The following is a 14,159-nucleotide window of genomic DNA, read 5'->3' as shown; positions in this document are numbered from 1 at the left end:
CGCTCAGCCCCTCCCCTCGAACCGGGCCTGGAGCCGGCGCCCCACGACGGTGATCACGACCACGGCCAGCGTCACGGCGACGCCCGGCGCGGCCGCCGTCCACCAGGCGATGCCGAGCGCGTTGCGCCCGTCGGCGAGCATCGATCCCCACTCCGGGGTGGGCGGCTGCGCGCCCAGGCCGAGGAAGCTCAGTGCGGAGCCCTCGATCATCGCCCGGCCCACCCCGACCACGGCGAGGGCGAGCAGCGGGCCCGCCGAGTTGGGCAGGATGTGCCGCAGCACCACCCGGGCCCGGCCGTGGCCGGCCACCCGGGCCGCCTCCACGTAGCCGGCCGCCCGGACGGTCAGTGCCTTGCTGCGCACCAGCCGGGAGTAGGCGGCGATCTCGGCGATGCCGATGGCCAGTGCGGTGTTGAGGTTGCCGGGCCCGACCACGGTGATCACCAGCAGGGCGAGCAGCAGCCCGGGCAGCGCCAGCAGGATGTCCAGCACCCGCATCAGCGCCTCGTCGGCGAACCGGCCGCCGACGGCGGCGAGCAGGCCGATCACCAGACCGCCGGCCGCGCCCAGCGCGGTCGCGCCGACGCCGATGAACAGCGACTGCGCGGCCCCGTGCACGATCCGGGCGTACACGTCCCGGCCGAGCTGGTCGGTGCCCAACCAGTGCGCGCCGCCGGGGCCCTGGTACGCCTGGAGCAGCTGGCCGGCGCCCGGGTCGGCGGAGGTCAGCAGGCCGGGCCACAGGGCGGCGGCCAGCAGCACCGCCAGCCCGGCGCCGGCCAGCAGCACGGACGGGCCCGGCAGCGACCGGTGCCGCAGCCGGGGCAGTGACAGGGTCGTGGTGCTCATCAGGTCCTCAGCCTCGGGTCGATGACGGTGCAGAGCAGGTCGACGGCCAGGTTGACCAGCACGAAGACGGTCGCCGACAGCACCAGCACGCCGACCACCACCGGCATGTCCTTGCTGTTCACCGCCTGCAGCGTGATCCGGCCGAGCCCCTGCCGGGAGAACACCGACTCGGTGACCACCGCGCCGCCGAGCAGACCGCCCAGCAGCCAGCCGGCCATCGTCACGGTGGGCAGCAGGCCGTGCCGCAGCGCGTGCGACCAGCGCACCCGCGTCCCGCTCAGGCCGCGGGTGCGGGCGGTGACGGCGAAGGGCTGCTCCAGGGCCTCCTCCAGCCCGTCGCGCAGCACCTGGGTCAGCAGGGCGCCGAGCGGCAGCGCGAGCGCCAGGGTGGGCAGGACGAGCGAGCTCGCGCTGTCGTTGCCGGCGACCGGGAAGAGCTGCCAGGTGAACGAGAAGGCGGTCAGCAGCAGCACGCCCAGCCAGAACACCGGGGTGGAGATCAGCACCAGTTCGACCGCCGAGGCCAGGGCCCGGCCGGCGCCGCGCCGCCCGGCGGTCAGCGTCGCGACCAGGACGGCCAGCGCGAAGGCGGTGGCCAGCGCGGTCGCGGCGAGCAGCAGGGTCTGGCCCAGCTCCGCCGACAGCACCTCGGTGACGGGCCGGCGCAGCTGGTAGGACGTGCCGAGGTCGCCGCGCAGCAGCCCGCCGAGGAACGACAGGTACTGCTCGGCCGTCGTGCGGTCCAGCCCGTAGGCGTGCTTCAGCTGCGCGGTCACCTCCGGCGCGACCTCGGTCTCGGTGCCGAGGATCAGCCGGACGGGGTCGCCCGGCAACAGGTGCAGGGCGACGAAGCCGGTCGTCGCCGCTCCCCACACCACCAGGACACCGAGCAGCAGGCGGCGGGCGACGGTGCGGGCGGTCCGCCTCACGCCTGCGGCCCGCCCGGCAGCGGCGGCGGCGGGAGCAGGCCGGTGCTCGCGCCCAGGCCGCCGTCCACCGAGAGCACGCTGCCGGTGATGTAGGAGGCGGCGGGCGAGGCGAGGAACCAGATCGCCTCGGCCTGCTCGCGCGGGAGGGCCGGGCGGTGCACCGGGATGCGGCGCAGGAGTTCGGCGTAGAACTCGGTGTCGTCCTGGTGGCCGGCGGTGCGCGAGGTGTCGGTCAGGCCCGCGGCGACGGCGTTGACCCGGATGCCCTGCGCCGCGTAGTCCAGCGCGGCGGCCCGGACGAGGTTGACGGCCGCCGCCTTCGAGGCGTTGTACGCCCAGGTGCTCGGGTCCGCGGCCAGCGCGGACACCGAGGAGGTCACCACGATCGAGCCGCCGCCGGAGGCCCGCAGGGCCGGCACGGCGGCCCTGATGCCCCGGGCCACGCCGGTCGCGTTGACCGCCAGCAGGCGTTCGAAGCGCTCGACGGAACCCTGCTGCTCGATCGCCGGGGCGCCGCCGATCCCGGCGTTGAGCAGGGCGACGTCCAGCCGTCCGAAGTGCTCCAGGGCCAGGGCGACCAGCGACCGGTTGGCCTGCTCGTCGGCGGCGTCGCCGAGCAGCGGCACCACGTTGTCGATCCGGGCGACGTCGGCGAGGCCGGCCTCGGACACGTCGAGCACGACCACGCCGAAGCCGCGTTCGGCGAACAGCTCGACGGCGGCCCGGCCGATCCCGGCGGCGCCACCCGTGACCACAACTACCTTGTCCACCATGGAAGAAACCCTCGTGTTCAGCCGGCCGGTGCGACCGGCCGGACGGGAAGCCCGGTCACGGCACTGGTGACCCGGGGCGGTGGGTGACCGGCGGCGCGCGCGCAGGGGCGCGACGGCGCGGCCGGTCGCCGGACTCGGCTGACGCAGCGTCATGGTCCGGACGGAGAGGGGGAGAAGGCCCGACGGCGGTCGGGCGGCGAGCCGCGTGGCGGCTCCGCGCCGGTCAACAGGCGGTGGAGGTGGCCCTGCGGTAGTCGACGTGGCGGCGCTTGGTGGTGGCGAGGAGGACGGCGGCGGCTGTCCGCCCCTGCCCGCCCGACCCGGCTCGCGTGCGGCACGCGGCGGTCGGCCCTCCGGCCGTCCGAGCGGCTGTTCGCACCATGGCACCAGGATGGCCGGGCGGCCGGTGCGCGTCCAACGACGATTGCGCATCGGTACCGATGAGGGATCCCGATCGGTCCGAACGCCGGTGCTAGCGTACGGACATGGCACAGGTACTCGACATCGTCGCACTGCGCAGCCTGATCGCGGTCGCCGACCACGGCGGGTTCCACCGGGCCGCACGGGCGCTGCTGGTCAGCCAGTCGACGGTCAGCCTGCACGTGCGGCGGCTGGAGAAGGTGCTGGGCTCCCCCGCGGTGGAGCCGGACGGCCGGCGGACGCGGTTCACCGCCGAGGGCCGGCTGCTGCTGGCGCAGGCCCGGCAGATCGTCGACGTCCACGACGCCGCGTTGCGGCGGCTCGCCGCCGAGGACGCGCCCGTCGTGGTGGTCGGCTCGACCGAGCACTGCGCGGACCAGATCCTCCCGGCGCTGGCCGCCGCCGTCCGCTGCGTGCAGCCGGGCGCCCGGGTCCGCTACCGGGTGGACCGCTCCTCACGGCTCCGCGAGGCGCTCGACCAGGGCGCCGTGGACCTCGCCGTGTTCCTCACCGACGGCGGCCCCGGCCAGGGCGTGGGCACGGCCGCGCTCTCGCTCGGCTGGTACGCGGCGCCGGGCTGGCGCCGGCCGCCGGGCGGCGCGCCGCTGCCGCTGGTCGCGGTGGAGGAGCCGTGCACCATCCGCCACCGGGCCCTGCGGGTGCTCGCCGAGCAGGGCATCGCCGCCGAGGTGGTCTGCGACGCCGCCTACCTGGCCGGCGTCCTGGACGCGACCCGGGCCGGCCTGGGCGTGGCCCTGCTGGGCACCGGCGGCACCTGCCCGGAGGGCCTGGTCGAGCTGCCCGCCCTGCCGCCCGTCCCGCCGGCCCGGCTGGCCACCCGCAGCGCCGCCGGCACCGACCCGCGGCTGACGGCGGCGGCCGTCCGCGCCGTCCGGGAGCTGCTGGACCCGGCGGGCGCCACCAGGCGGGCCGCCGCCTGACCGGGCCGGCCGGGCCGGGGCCGCGAGGTCAGCCCATGTGCGGGTAGCCGTACGAGGTCGGCGGTACGAAGGTCTCCTTGATCGAGCGCGCCGAAGTCCAGCGCAGCAGGTTCTGGGGCGCGCCGGCCTTGTCGTTCGTCCCGGAGGCCCGGCCGCCGCCGAACGGCTGCTGGCCGACGACGGCGCCGGTCGGCTTGTCGTTGATGTAGAAGTTGCCCGCCGCGAAGCGCAGTTCCTCGACGGCCTGGGCGATCGCGTACCTGTCCTGCGCCATCACCGCGCCGGTGAGCCCGTACGGCGCACCGGAGTCCACCCGGCGCAGCACGTCGTCCCAGCGGCCGTCCTCGTAGACGTGCACGGCGAGGATCGGCCCGAAGTACTCGGTCCGGAAGATCTCGTTGCGGTGGTCGCCGCAGACCAGCACGGTCGGGCGGACGAACCAGCCGATGGCGTCGTCGTACTGGCCGCCGGCGGCCAGCTCCACGGTCGGGTCCTGCACGGCGCGGTCGATCGCCGCCCGGTTCCTGCGGAACGCCCGCTCGTCGATCAGGGCGCCCATGAAGTTGCTGAAGTCGCCGACGTCACCGACCGTCAGGGCGTCCACCTCGGCCAGGAACTCGTCCTTGATCCGCTGCCAGAGACTGCGCGGCAGGTAGGCGCGGGAGAGCGCGGAGCACTTCTGGCCCTGGTAGTCGAAGGCGCCCCGGATCAGCGCCGTCCGCAGGCTCTGCGGGTCGGCGGAGCGGTGGGCGAGCAGGAAGTCCTTGCCGCCGGTCTCGCCGACGATCCGCGGGTAGCTCCGGTAGCCGCCGATGTTGGCGCCGATGGTCTTCCACAGGGCTTGGAACGTCCCGGTGGAGCCGGTGAAGTGCAGTCCGGCCAGGGCCGGGTCGGCGAGCGCGACCTGGGAGAGCTGCGTGCCGTCACCGGTGACCATGTTGATCACGCCCGGCGGCAGCCCGGCCTCCTCCAGCAGCCGCATCAGGTGGAAGGCCGACAGCGTCTGGGAGGGGGCGGGCTTCCAGACCACCGTGTTGCCCATCAGCGCCGGGGCGGTCGGCAGGTTGCCGGCGATGGCGGTGAAGTTGAACGGGGTGATCGCGTAGACGAAGCCCTCCAGCGGGCGGTGGTCGGTGCGGTTCCACACGCCGGGCGAGGAGACCGGCTGCTCGGCCAGGATCTGCCGGGCGAAGTGCACGTTGAACCGCCAGAAGTCGACCAGCTCGCAGGGCGCGTCGATCTCGGCCTGCTGCGCGGTCTTGGACTGGCCGAGCATGGTGGCGGCGGCCAGCGTCTCGCGCCAGGGCCCGGCCAGCAGGTCGGCCGCGCGCAGGAAGACCGCCGCCCGGTCGTCGAAGGACAGCCCGCGCCAGGCGGGGCCGGCCGCGAGCGCCGCGTCCACGGCGAGCCTGGCGTCCTCACGGGTGGCGTTGCCGAGCACGCCCAGCTTCGCGGCGTGGTGGTGCGGCTGGACGACGTCGATCCGCTCACCGCCGCCGAACCGCTGCTCGCCCGCGATCGTCATCGGCAGGGGGACGGCCTCGGCGGCGAGTTCGTCCAGCTTCTGCTCCAGGCGGGCCCGCTCGGGGCTGCCCGGGGCGTAGCCGTGCACGGGTTCGTTGACGGGGGTCGGGACTCGGGTCACTGCGTCGATGGGCATCGCGGCTCCGCTCGCTCTGGCGTACGCCGAGGTGGCGTCGGTCCAGCCTGACCAGTTCCGCCTGGTTCGTGCCGGTCTGACACGCCCTCGGGCGCGTGGCCCGCACCACGCCGTCACCCGGCGGGCACCCGCCGGCTCACCCCGCCAGCCGGGCCGCCAGCTCCACGGCCTCGGCCAGGCTGTCCACCACGGGCACCCCGACCGGCTCCAGCTTCTCCCGGGTGTGCGAGCCGCCGGTGTACAGCACGGCGTGCGCCCCGACGCTCAGCGCGGCCAGCGCGTCGTCCGCGGCGTCGCCGATCAGGACCGTCCGGGCGGGTGCCACGCCGTCGCCCAGGGCGGCCAGGTGCCGGGTCAGGTGCGCGGCCTTCTGGCCGCCGGAGGGGCCGCTGCGGCCGTCCACCCGGAGGAAGTGCCCGGTCAGCCCGAACCGCTCGACGACCGGCAGCAGCCGCTCGTGCTCGTACATCGACAGCAGCGACTGGCTGTGGCCGGCCGCGCCCCAGCCGCTGAGCAGGCCGAGTGCGCCCTCGGTCAGCCCGCAGGCCGGGCTGAGCTCGTGGTACCGGTCGTGGAAGGCGTCGTCCAGCAGCAGCCACTCGGCCTCGGTCGGCTGCCGGCCGAGCAGCCGCTCGTAGAAGCGCGGGATCGGGATCTCGTACTGCTCCCGGTACTCCTGCAGGGTCAGCGGGGCGATGCCGATCGTGGCGAAGGCGGCGTTGCTCGCGCCGAGCACCGCCTCCATGTCGTGGAAGAGCGTGCCGTTCCAGTCCCAGATGATGTGATTACGCACCTCGGAACGGTAACCGGCGCGCCCGGCCGGCCGGAACCCCGGCGGGCTGCCTCAGCCCAGCAGGGTGGTGATCTCCTGCGTCGCGAACCAGAGCAGGTCGTGGTCCTCGGCGCCGTCCACGGTGAACTGGGCGTCCTGGTCCCCCGCGTCGGCGGCCGTGATCGCGGCCACCGCCGCCGCGACGTCCTCGACCACCTCGCCGTCCGCCGGGTCCGCGTGGACGGCGGCCGCCTTCGCCAGCGGCACCGGCCCGGACAGCACGACCCGGCCCAGCGAGGCCTGGTCCTGGTACTCGTCCCCCGCGAACGGCCGCACCGACGCGTCCGGGACGTCCAGCGCCAGCACGACGCGCCGCCGCGGGGCGTCCGCGTCGGCGGCGAGCAGCCGCAGGGAGGACTGCGCGGCCCGGTTGAGCGCCGCGTACTCCAGCTCCTCCAGGTCGTCGCTGACGTACCACTCGCGCAGCGCGGGCGTCACGGCGTACGCCGCGGACTGCTCCAGCGCGCCGCCCGGGTGCGCCGCCGCCAGGCCGTTCAGGGTGGTGGGCACGTATACGCGCATCGGGGGCACTCTCCGCATCAGCAGTGGACGGCACGGCGTCGGGCAGCGCCGCCCCGGCGTCGCGACGCGGGGCGGCGGGACAAGAATACGGCGCGGGTGATCAGCCGCCCGCCCCTTCCCGTCGGGCCGGGCCGGCACCCGGTCAGCGCACTCCGGCGAGCGCGGCCCGGCTGGTCCGCAGCGCGCACTCCAGCACCTCGCCCCGGCGGGCCGGGTCCATCATGTTGGGGCCCATCACGGCCAGGTCCTCCAGGGTCGGTGCGAGCAGCTGCACCCGGATGCCGGCCGCCCGCAGCAGCCGGGCCTCCCGCAGCATCTGCCGGGTCACCGAGCGCCGGTAGCGGCTGACCAGCTGCGCCAGGACGCCCCGGGGCCGGTCCCGCTCGCGCCACTCCCGCAGCGCCGCCAGCGTGCCGCGGCCGGGCTCGGTGCGGCCCTGCGGGTGCAGCCGCAGGGCCATCGGCGCGAGCACGTACACCTCGTCCAGGCCGCGCCCGAGCATCAGGTCGGCGTTGGTCGCCGACCAGCAGCCGCCGTCCACGTACGGGCCGCCCGCCAGCTCCACCGGGGCGAACCAGCCGGGGATGGCGCAGGAGGCCATCACCGCCTCGGCGACCTCGGCGGGCGGGGCGTCCTCGTCGCCGAAGGTGACCCGGTGCCCGGTGCGGTAGTCGACGGCGACCACCCGCAGCGGCGAGCCGCCGGGCTGCCCGTCGGGGCCGCCGAACCGCCCGTCGGCGCCGGCCAGGCTGCGGACCAGGTCACCCACGGGCGCGACGGAGCCCCGCCCGGTCGGGACGACCGCCGAGACCATGGTCAGCAGCGGGTACTCGCGCGGGTGCCGGACGGCGTCCCGCAGCAGGCCGGGCGAGCCGATGCCGGGCCGGGGGCGCGGCGGCAGCGCGCCGCCGACCGCCGTGTCGTAGTCGAAGTCCACCCCGGCCAGCGGACCGCTGGTGATCGGCAGGCCGCGCTGGTGGTCGCGCAGCTGCCAGCCGTGCACGCCGCTCGCCAGCATCGCGCCGAGGATCGAGCCGGCCGACGTCCCGAGGATCACCTCGGCGCCGCCGGGCCGCCAGCCCACCGACTCCTCGACGGCGCAGAGCGCGCCGATCGTCCAGGCCGCCCCGAGCATCCCCCCGCCGCCCAGGACCAGCCCGCGCCGGACCGTGTCCGGGCGGGGCGGAGCCGTCGTGTCACCGCTCGCCGAAGCCTGCGTCACCATGCTGCCTGCCACCCGTCGTCTCGCCGAGCCTCCTCGCTGCGGGGCTCTGTCCCGATCCTCCGCGCTACCTTTCGGTAGCGTTCTCGCAACGCTCGGTCTGCACCACAGAATTCACATCGCCGGAACGTCCCCCTTCGGGCCCTCCCGGCACGCTCCCCGCGTCAACCGCGGCGCTGCCCGGCCGCCACCGGCCCCTTGGGCGCCAAGCCGTCTCACCCGGATAGGTGACAGGGCGGCGCGCGGCCCCGGCCCGCGCCGGGGGCCTCGTCCGCACGCCGGGGGCGCCGATAACCAGGGCAGCCCGCCCTTCCGCACCGATCCGGGGGTACCGCGTATGACCGAGTCCTCAGCCGCCCCGCGCAGCGCCGTCCGGCACGCCCGCCCGCTCCCGCCCGCCGTCCGCACCCCGCGGATCCGGCCGCTCGCCCGGCCCGCGGCCCCCGCCCCGGCGGAGACCGCCGACGCTGTGCCGCACACCCGCCTGCCCGCCGCCGGGGGGCCGGCCCCGCACCGGGCGCCGGCCCGCCCGGTCCGCCACCCGCGCGGGGCCTGCGCCGCACCGCCCGAAGCCGCAGCGGCCGCCCGGGCCCGCGCCGAGCGCGCCGAACTGGCCGCCCGCTTCGCCCACCGCCTGGTGGAGGTGCTCACCGGCGTCCGCCCGGCCGGCCAGCTCCAGCGGCACACCACCCTGGACGGCTACGGCCGGCTCACCGCGCTGGTGCGCTCCGGCCCCCTGCGCCCGCGCGGCGCCGCCGCCCGGCCCCGGCTCGGCCGGGTGCACGACAGCGCGCCCGCGGCCGGGGTGGTGGAGGCCTGCGTCCTGGTCGGGTCCGGCTCCCGGCACCACATGGTGGCGTTCCGCCTGGAGCGCCAGCGCCGCACCGGCGCCTGGCAGTGCGCCGTCGTCGAGGCCCGCTGAGCCGCGCCCCCGCAGCCGCGCCCCGGCAACGCCGCAGGGCGCCGCCCCCCGAACCGGGGAGCGGCGCCCTGCGCGTGCTGCGGCGGGGGTCAGGCCTTGCGGCGCCGGCCGCCCTTGGCGGACTTCGCGGCCTTGCGGCGCTCGGCCCGGGTGAGGCCGTCGCCGTCCTCGTCCACCAGGGTGTCCTCGAAGTCGCCCTCGATGACGGTGTCGTCGCCGTCCACCGTCGGAGCGGTGTAGTGCAGGCGCTGCGGCTTCGGCGCCTCCAGGCCCTTGGCCTTGATCTCGGGCCGGCTCTCCTTCTCCAGCGAGGTGGTGCCCTCGCCGTCGGCCACCGGCACCTCCTCGACCTGCTGCTCGACCTGGACCTCCAGGTTGAACAGGTAGCCGATGGACTCCTCCTTGATGCCCTCCATCATGGCGGTGAACATGTCGAAGCCCTCGCGCTGGTACTCGACCAGCGGGTCGCGCTGGGCCATCGCCCGCAGGCCGATGCCCTCCTGGAGGTAGTCCATCTCGTAGAGGTGCTCGCGCCAGCGGCGGTCCAGCACGGAGAGCACCACGCGGCGCTCCAGCTCGCGCATGATCTCCTCGCCGAGCTGGTCCTCACGGGCGCCGTACTGGGCCTGGATGTCCTCCTGGACGGCCCGCACGAGGAACTCGGACGTCAGGCCGGCCGGGCCGCCCGCCTCCTCCTCCAGCTCCTCCAGGTCGAGGGTGAGCGGGTAGAGCTGCTTGAGCGCCGTCCACAGCTTGTCGAGGTCCCAGTCGTCCTCGAAGCCCTCGCCGGTGGCGGCCTTGACGTAGGCCTCCACGGTGTCGTCCATGAAGTGGCCGATCTGCTCCTGGAGGTCCTCGCCCTCCAGGACACGGCGGCGCTCGCCGTAGATGACCTCGCGCTGGCGGTTCAGCACCTCGTCGTACTTCAGGACGTTCTTGCGGATCTCGAAGTTCTGCTGCTCGACCTGGGTCTGCGCGGAGGCGATCGCCCGGGTGACCATCTTCGACTCGATCGGCACGTCCTCCGGGACGTTCGCCATCGACAGTACGCGCTCGACCATGCCGGCCTTGAACAGGCGCATCAGGTCGTCGCCCAGCGACAGGTAGAACCGGGACTCGCCCGGGTCGCCCTGACGGCCGGAGCGGCCGCGCAGCTGGTTGTCGATGCGGCGGGACTCGTGCCGCTCGGTGCCCAGCACGTACAGGCCGCCGGCCTCGCGGACCTCGTCCTGCTCGGCCTTGACCGAGGCCTTGGCCTTCTCCAGCGCCTCCGGGAAGGCCGCCTCGTACTCGTCCGGGGTGTCGGTCGGGGCGAGGCCGCGCTGGGCCAGCTCGGCCGCCGCGAGGTGGTCGGGGTTGCCGCCGAGCATGATGTCGGTGCCGCGGCCGGCCATGTTGGTGGCGACGGTGACGGCGCCCTTGCGGCCCGCCTGCGCGACGATCTGCGCCTCGCGCTCGTGGTGCTTGGCGTTCAGCACCTCGTGCGGGATGCCGCGCTTGCGCAGCTCCTGCGACAGGTACTCGGACTTCTCGACCGAGACGGTGCCGACCAGGACGGGCTGGCCCTTCTCGTGCTTCTCGGCGATGTCCTCGACCACGGCGGCGAACTTGGCCGGCTCCGACTTGTAGATCAGGTCGGGCTGGTCGATGCGGCGCGGGTCCTTGTTGGTCGGGATCGGCACCACGCCGAGCTTGTAGATCTGGTGGAACTCGGCGGCCTCGGTGGTACCCGTACCGGTCATGCCGGAGAGCTTGTCGTACAGGCGGAAGAAGTTCTGCAGGGTGATGGTGGCCAGCGTCTGGTTCTCGTTCTGGACCTCCACCCCCTCCTTGGCCTCGATCGCCTGGTGCATGCCCTCGTTGTAGCGGCGGCCGGCCAGGATGCGGCCGGTGTGCTCGTCGACGATCATGACCTCGCCGTTCATGACGACGTAGTCCTTGTCCGCCTTGTAGAGCTCCTTGGCCTTGATGGCGTTGTTCAGGAACCCGACCAGCGGCGTGTTGACCGACTCGTAGAGGTTGTCGATGCCGAGGTAGTCCTCGACCCGCGAGACGCCCTCCTCCAGCACGCCGACGGTGCGCTTCTTCTCGTCGACCTCGTAGTCGCGGTCGAGCTTGAGGCGCTGCACCAGCTTGGCGAAGTCGGCGTACCACTTGGTCGCCTGGTCGGCCGGACCGGAGATGATCAGCGGCGTACGGGCCTCGTCGATCAGGATCGAGTCGACCTCGTCGACGACCGCGAAGTTGTGGCCGCGCTGGACGAGCTCGTCCTTCGACCAGGCCATGTTGTCGCGCAGGTAGTCGAACCCGAACTCGTTGTTCGTGCCGTACGTGATGTCCATCCCGTACTGGCGCTTGCGCTCGGCCGGCGTCATGTTGCCCAGCACCACACCGACCTCCAGGCCGAGGAAGCGGTGCACCCGGCCCATCCACTCCGAGTCGCGCTCGGCGAGGTAGTCGTTGGTGGTGATCAGGTGGACACCCTTGCCACCCAGCGCGTTCAGGTACGTCGGCAGCGTGCCGACCAGGGTCTTGCCCTCGCCGGTCCGCATCTCGGCGACGTAGCCGTAGTGCAGGGCCGCACCGCCCATGATCTGGACGTCGTAGTGGCGCTGCCCCAGTACACGCTTCGCCGCCTCGCGGACGGTGGCGAACGCCTCGGGCAGGAGGTCGTCCAGGCTCTCGCCGTCGGCATGCCGCTGCTTGTACTCATCGGTCAACGCGCGCAGCTCGGCGTCCGTGAGGTTGGTGAAGTCCTCTTCGATGGAGTTGACCTGGGCAGCAATCCGCTGCAGCTTGCGAAGGATCTTGCCTTCGCCGGCGCGCAGGATCTTGTCGAAGACGGACACTTGAGCGGGCTCCTTGCCTGTATTGGCACTGGACGACTGCACGGGGGGTCCACCCCACCGCACGGGCCATCGTATGCGAGGAGTCCAATGCCCCGGGAGGTGCGTCAGCACGCTATTCACGTGTCACCCCTGGGAGCACTTCGCCCGATAGCCCCGCCTACCGGGCCAAACCGGTCACCCGCGCGGTCCGTTGTCGGTGCCCCGGCCTACGCTGCCAGGCATGACCGTCACGACTCTCTCCGCCGACGAGGCCCGCCGGATCGCCCTTCGCGCCCAGGGGCTGCTGGGGGCGCCGGACCGCCGGGCCGGGGTCCGCGGGGTCCTGCGCCACCTCGGCGCCGTCCAGCTGGACACGATCTCGGTGCTGGCCCGCTCGCACGAGCTGATCCCGTACGCCCGGCTCGGCGCGGTCGGGCGGCCCGACGTCGAGGCGGCGTACTGGGGCGGCGGGACGAGTTTCGAGTACTGGTCGCACGCGGCCTGCGTGCTGCCGGTCGAGGAGTGGCCGCTGTTCGCGTTCCGCCGCCGCCAGTACCGCGGCCGCGGCAACCTCTGGGGCCACCAGGTGACGCCGCAGACGTACCGGCACGTGCTGGACAAGCTGCGCGCCGAGGGCCCGCTCACCTCCACCGGGCTGGGCGGCGCGAAGAAGACCGCCGAGTGGTGGGACTGGTCCGACACCAAGATCGCGGTGGAGCGGGCGCTCGCCTTCGGCGACGTGGTCTGCACCGAGCGCCGGAGCTGGAAGCGCGTCTACGACCTGGCCGAACGGGCCGTCCCGGCCGGGCTGTTCGGGCGCGAGCCGAGCGATCACGAGTGCCTGCGCACCCTGGTCGCGCAGTCCGGCGCCGCGCTGGGGGTGGCCACCAGGGCCGACCTCATGGACTACCACCGGCTCAAGGCCGACCAGGTGGACGCGGTGCTGGCCGACTCCGGTCTCGTCCCGGTCGAGGTGGCGGGCTGGGGCCCGCAGGGGGCGCCCGGCGCGGCCTGGGCCGACCCGGCGGCGCTGGCCGCCGAGCCCCGCGGGAGGCACCGCACGACGCTGCTCTCCCCGTTCGACTCCCTGATCTGGGACCGCGCCCGCACCGAGCGGATCTTCGGCATGGCGCACCGGCTGGAGGCCTACACGCCCAGGCCGAAGCGGGTGCACGGGTACTTCGCGATGCCGCTGCTGACCGGCGGCCGCCTGGTCGGCCGGGTCGACCCGGCCCGCGAGGGCCGCACCCTGGTGGCCCGTCAGATCTCCCTGGAAGCACCGAAGTACGTCGAGCCGCTGGCCCGGGCGCTGCGCGAGGCGGCCGGCTGGGTGGGCTGCGAGGGCGTCCGGGTCGAGGCGCTGCACGACGAGTCGCTGCGGCCGGCCCTGGAGGCACTGCTGGCCGGCTGACCCGTCACCCTATTTCGAGGATCTTCTCCCGCATCGCGTAGACCACGGCCTCCATCCGGGAGTGCAGCTGGAGCTTCTCCAGGATGTTGCGGACGTGGTTCTTCACGGTGTTCTCGCTGATGAACAACTCCTTGGCGATCTCCCGGTTGTTCATCCCGGTGGCCACCAGCTTGAGCACCTCCAGCTCACGGTCGGTCAGCCGCGGGGCCGGTACGAGATCCCGGTCGTCGGAGCGCCGCTGGATCATCGACTTGAACTCGGTGAGCAGCTTGGAGGCCATCGAGGGGCTGATCTGCGACTGCCCGTCGGCGACGGCGCGGATCGCGGTGGCGACCTCGTCGGTGGAGATCTCCTTGAGCAGGTAGCCGGTCGCGCCGGCCTTGATCGCCTCGTAGAGGTCGGCTTCCTCGTCGCTTATCGTCAGCATGATGATCTTGGCGCTGGGCACCACGTCCTTGATCGCGGTGCAGGCCTCGATCCCGCTGCGGCGCGGCATCCGGACGTCCATCAGGATGATGTCCGGCAGCAGGTCGGCCGCCTTGAGCACGGCCTCGGCACCGTCCCCCGCCTCGCCGATGACCTTGATGTCCTCCTCCTCGGCCAGCACGATCTCCAGGCCGCGGCGGAACAGCGCGTGGTCGTCGACCACCAGCACCCGGATGGGCTCCCCGCGATGCGGGGCGTACTCGGGCTCCAGAGCCTCCCGCGTGCCTGCGGGCACCCCCGGGACCTGCCTGCCGGCGGGCCCCAACCCGAAGTGATCCCCCATCCGCTCCTCCCCCGTAGCCGGTCCTCGTCGCGCCAATCATTCCACGCCCGAAGCAGTTGCGATCACCCTCCGCCGTGGGAC

The 14,159-nt window shown here is 74.1% G+C and carries 13 protein-coding genes; 3 read left to right on the top strand and 10 right to left on the bottom strand.

Annotated features, from left to right (window positions below; all coding sequences use genetic code 11):
- Positions 1–3 precede the first annotated feature (3 nt).
- From ACFUK0_RS23060 to ACFUK0_RS23045, 4 genes are all read right to left on the bottom strand, one after another.
- The gene (locus tag ACFUK0_RS23060; RefSeq protein ID WP_380253113.1) at positions 4–849 is read right to left on the bottom strand and encodes an ABC transporter permease; all 846 of its coding nucleotides are present in this window, start codon (positions 847–849) and stop codon (positions 4–6) included.
- Positions 849–1,778, bottom strand: coding sequence for an ABC transporter permease (locus tag ACFUK0_RS23055; RefSeq protein ID WP_380253111.1), 930 nt, complete (start codon positions 1,776–1,778; stop codon positions 849–851). Before ACFUK0_RS23055 ends, ACFUK0_RS23060 begins: the two co-directional genes overlap by 1 nt.
- On the bottom strand, positions 1,775–2,551 hold the full coding sequence (locus ACFUK0_RS23050) for an SDR family NAD(P)-dependent oxidoreductase (RefSeq protein WP_380253109.1): 777 nt from the start codon (positions 2,549–2,551) through the stop codon (positions 1,775–1,777). Before ACFUK0_RS23050 ends, ACFUK0_RS23055 begins: the two co-directional genes overlap by 4 nt.
- A 223-nt stretch (positions 2,552–2,774) precedes the next feature.
- Positions 2,775–2,933 carry a hypothetical protein gene (locus tag ACFUK0_RS23045; RefSeq protein ID WP_380253107.1) on the bottom strand — a complete coding sequence of 53 codons (159 nt, stop codon included), beginning with the start codon at positions 2,931–2,933 and terminating at the stop codon, positions 2,775–2,777.
- 103 nt (positions 2,934–3,036) lie between these two features.
- Here ACFUK0_RS23045 and ACFUK0_RS23040 point away from each other — a divergent pair, with 103 nt between their 5' ends.
- Complete coding sequence (locus tag ACFUK0_RS23040) at positions 3,037–3,912, top strand: LysR family transcriptional regulator (protein WP_380253105.1); 876 nt, start codon at positions 3,037–3,039, stop codon at positions 3,910–3,912.
- 28 nt (positions 3,913–3,940) lie between these two features.
- Here ACFUK0_RS23040 and pruA read toward each other — a convergent pair whose 3' ends face one another.
- The 4 genes from pruA to ACFUK0_RS23020 all read right to left on the bottom strand — a co-directional run bounded on the left by pruA (position 3,941) and on the right by ACFUK0_RS23020 (position 8,151).
- Positions 3,941–5,566 carry an L-glutamate gamma-semialdehyde dehydrogenase gene (gene pruA / locus ACFUK0_RS23035; RefSeq protein ID WP_380253134.1) on the bottom strand — a complete coding sequence of 542 codons (1,626 nt, stop codon included), beginning with the start codon at positions 5,564–5,566 and terminating at the stop codon, positions 3,941–3,943.
- Positions 5,567–5,708: 142 nt separating this feature from the next.
- Positions 5,709–6,365 carry an HAD family hydrolase gene (locus tag ACFUK0_RS23030; RefSeq protein ID WP_380253103.1) on the bottom strand — a complete coding sequence of 219 codons (657 nt, stop codon included), beginning with the start codon at positions 6,363–6,365 and terminating at the stop codon, positions 5,709–5,711.
- A gap of 51 nt (positions 6,366–6,416) precedes the next feature.
- Positions 6,417–6,926, bottom strand: a complete 510-nt coding sequence (locus ACFUK0_RS23025) for a DUF6912 family protein (protein ID WP_380253101.1) — start codon at positions 6,924–6,926, stop codon at positions 6,417–6,419.
- 142 nt (positions 6,927–7,068) lie between these two features.
- Positions 7,069–8,151 carry a patatin-like phospholipase family protein gene (locus ACFUK0_RS23020; protein ID WP_380253099.1) on the bottom strand — a complete coding sequence of 361 codons (1,083 nt, stop codon included), beginning with the start codon at positions 8,149–8,151 and terminating at the stop codon, positions 7,069–7,071.
- A gap of 334 nt (positions 8,152–8,485) precedes the next feature.
- Here ACFUK0_RS23020 and ACFUK0_RS23015 point away from each other — a divergent pair, with 334 nt between their 5' ends.
- Positions 8,486–9,070 carry an Rv3235 family protein gene (locus ACFUK0_RS23015; RefSeq protein ID WP_380253097.1) on the top strand — a complete coding sequence of 195 codons (585 nt, stop codon included), beginning with the start codon at positions 8,486–8,488 and terminating at the stop codon, positions 9,068–9,070.
- Positions 9,071–9,159: 89 nt separating this feature from the next.
- On the opposite strand, the gene secA is transcribed toward ACFUK0_RS23015, so the two are convergent.
- On the bottom strand, positions 9,160–11,919 hold the full coding sequence (gene secA / locus ACFUK0_RS23010; protein ID WP_380253095.1) for a preprotein translocase subunit SecA: 2,760 nt from the start codon (positions 11,917–11,919) through the stop codon (positions 9,160–9,162).
- A 220-nt stretch (positions 11,920–12,139) separates the two neighbouring features.
- Here secA and ACFUK0_RS23005 point away from each other — a divergent pair, with 220 nt between their 5' ends.
- Positions 12,140–13,309 carry a winged helix-turn-helix domain-containing protein gene (locus tag ACFUK0_RS23005; RefSeq protein ID WP_380253093.1) on the top strand — a complete coding sequence of 390 codons (1,170 nt, stop codon included), beginning with the start codon at positions 12,140–12,142 and terminating at the stop codon, positions 13,307–13,309.
- Between the two features lie 4 nt (positions 13,310–13,313).
- Here ACFUK0_RS23005 and ACFUK0_RS23000 read toward each other — a convergent pair whose 3' ends face one another.
- Complete coding sequence (locus ACFUK0_RS23000; protein WP_380253091.1) at positions 13,314–14,078, bottom strand: response regulator; 765 nt, start codon at positions 14,076–14,078, stop codon at positions 13,314–13,316.
- Positions 14,079–14,159 lie beyond the last annotated feature (81 nt).

The sequence above is a fragment of the Kitasatospora sp. NPDC057223 genome, from assembly GCF_042669755.1.
Lineage (GTDB): Bacteria > Actinomycetota > Actinomycetes > Streptomycetales > Streptomycetaceae > Kitasatospora.
Note: the sequence above shows the minus strand (reverse complement) of the source record. Positions and strands in the feature narration are given on the sequence as shown.

Excerpts from the sequence above, each read along its gene's own strand:
- ACFUK0_RS23060 (WP_380253113.1), bottom strand. The coding sequence starts at position 849 with ATGAGCACCACGACCCTGTCACTGCCCCGGCTGCGGCACCGGTCGCTG.
- ACFUK0_RS23050 (WP_380253109.1), bottom strand. The coding sequence starts at position 2,551 with ATGGTGGACAAGGTAGTTGTGGTCACGGGTGGCGCCGCCGGGATCGGC.
- ACFUK0_RS23045 (WP_380253107.1), bottom strand. The coding sequence starts at position 2,933 with ATGGTGCGAACAGCCGCTCGGACGGCCGGAGGGCCGACCGCCGCGTGC.
- ACFUK0_RS23040 (WP_380253105.1), top strand. The coding sequence starts at position 3,037 with ATGGCACAGGTACTCGACATCGTCGCACTGCGCAGCCTGATCGCGGTC.
- ACFUK0_RS23025 (WP_380253101.1), bottom strand. The coding sequence starts at position 6,926 with ATGCGCGTATACGTGCCCACCACCCTGAACGGCCTGGCGGCGGCGCAC.
- ACFUK0_RS23020 (WP_380253099.1), bottom strand. The coding sequence starts at position 8,151 with ATGGTGACGCAGGCTTCGGCGAGCGGTGACACGACGGCTCCGCCCCGC.
- ACFUK0_RS23015 (WP_380253097.1), top strand. The coding sequence starts at position 8,486 with ATGACCGAGTCCTCAGCCGCCCCGCGCAGCGCCGTCCGGCACGCCCGC.
- ACFUK0_RS23005 (WP_380253093.1), top strand. The coding sequence starts at position 12,140 with ATGACCGTCACGACTCTCTCCGCCGACGAGGCCCGCCGGATCGCCCTT.
- ACFUK0_RS23000 (WP_380253091.1), bottom strand. The coding sequence starts at position 14,078 with ATGGGGGATCACTTCGGGTTGGGGCCCGCCGGCAGGCAGGTCCCGGGG.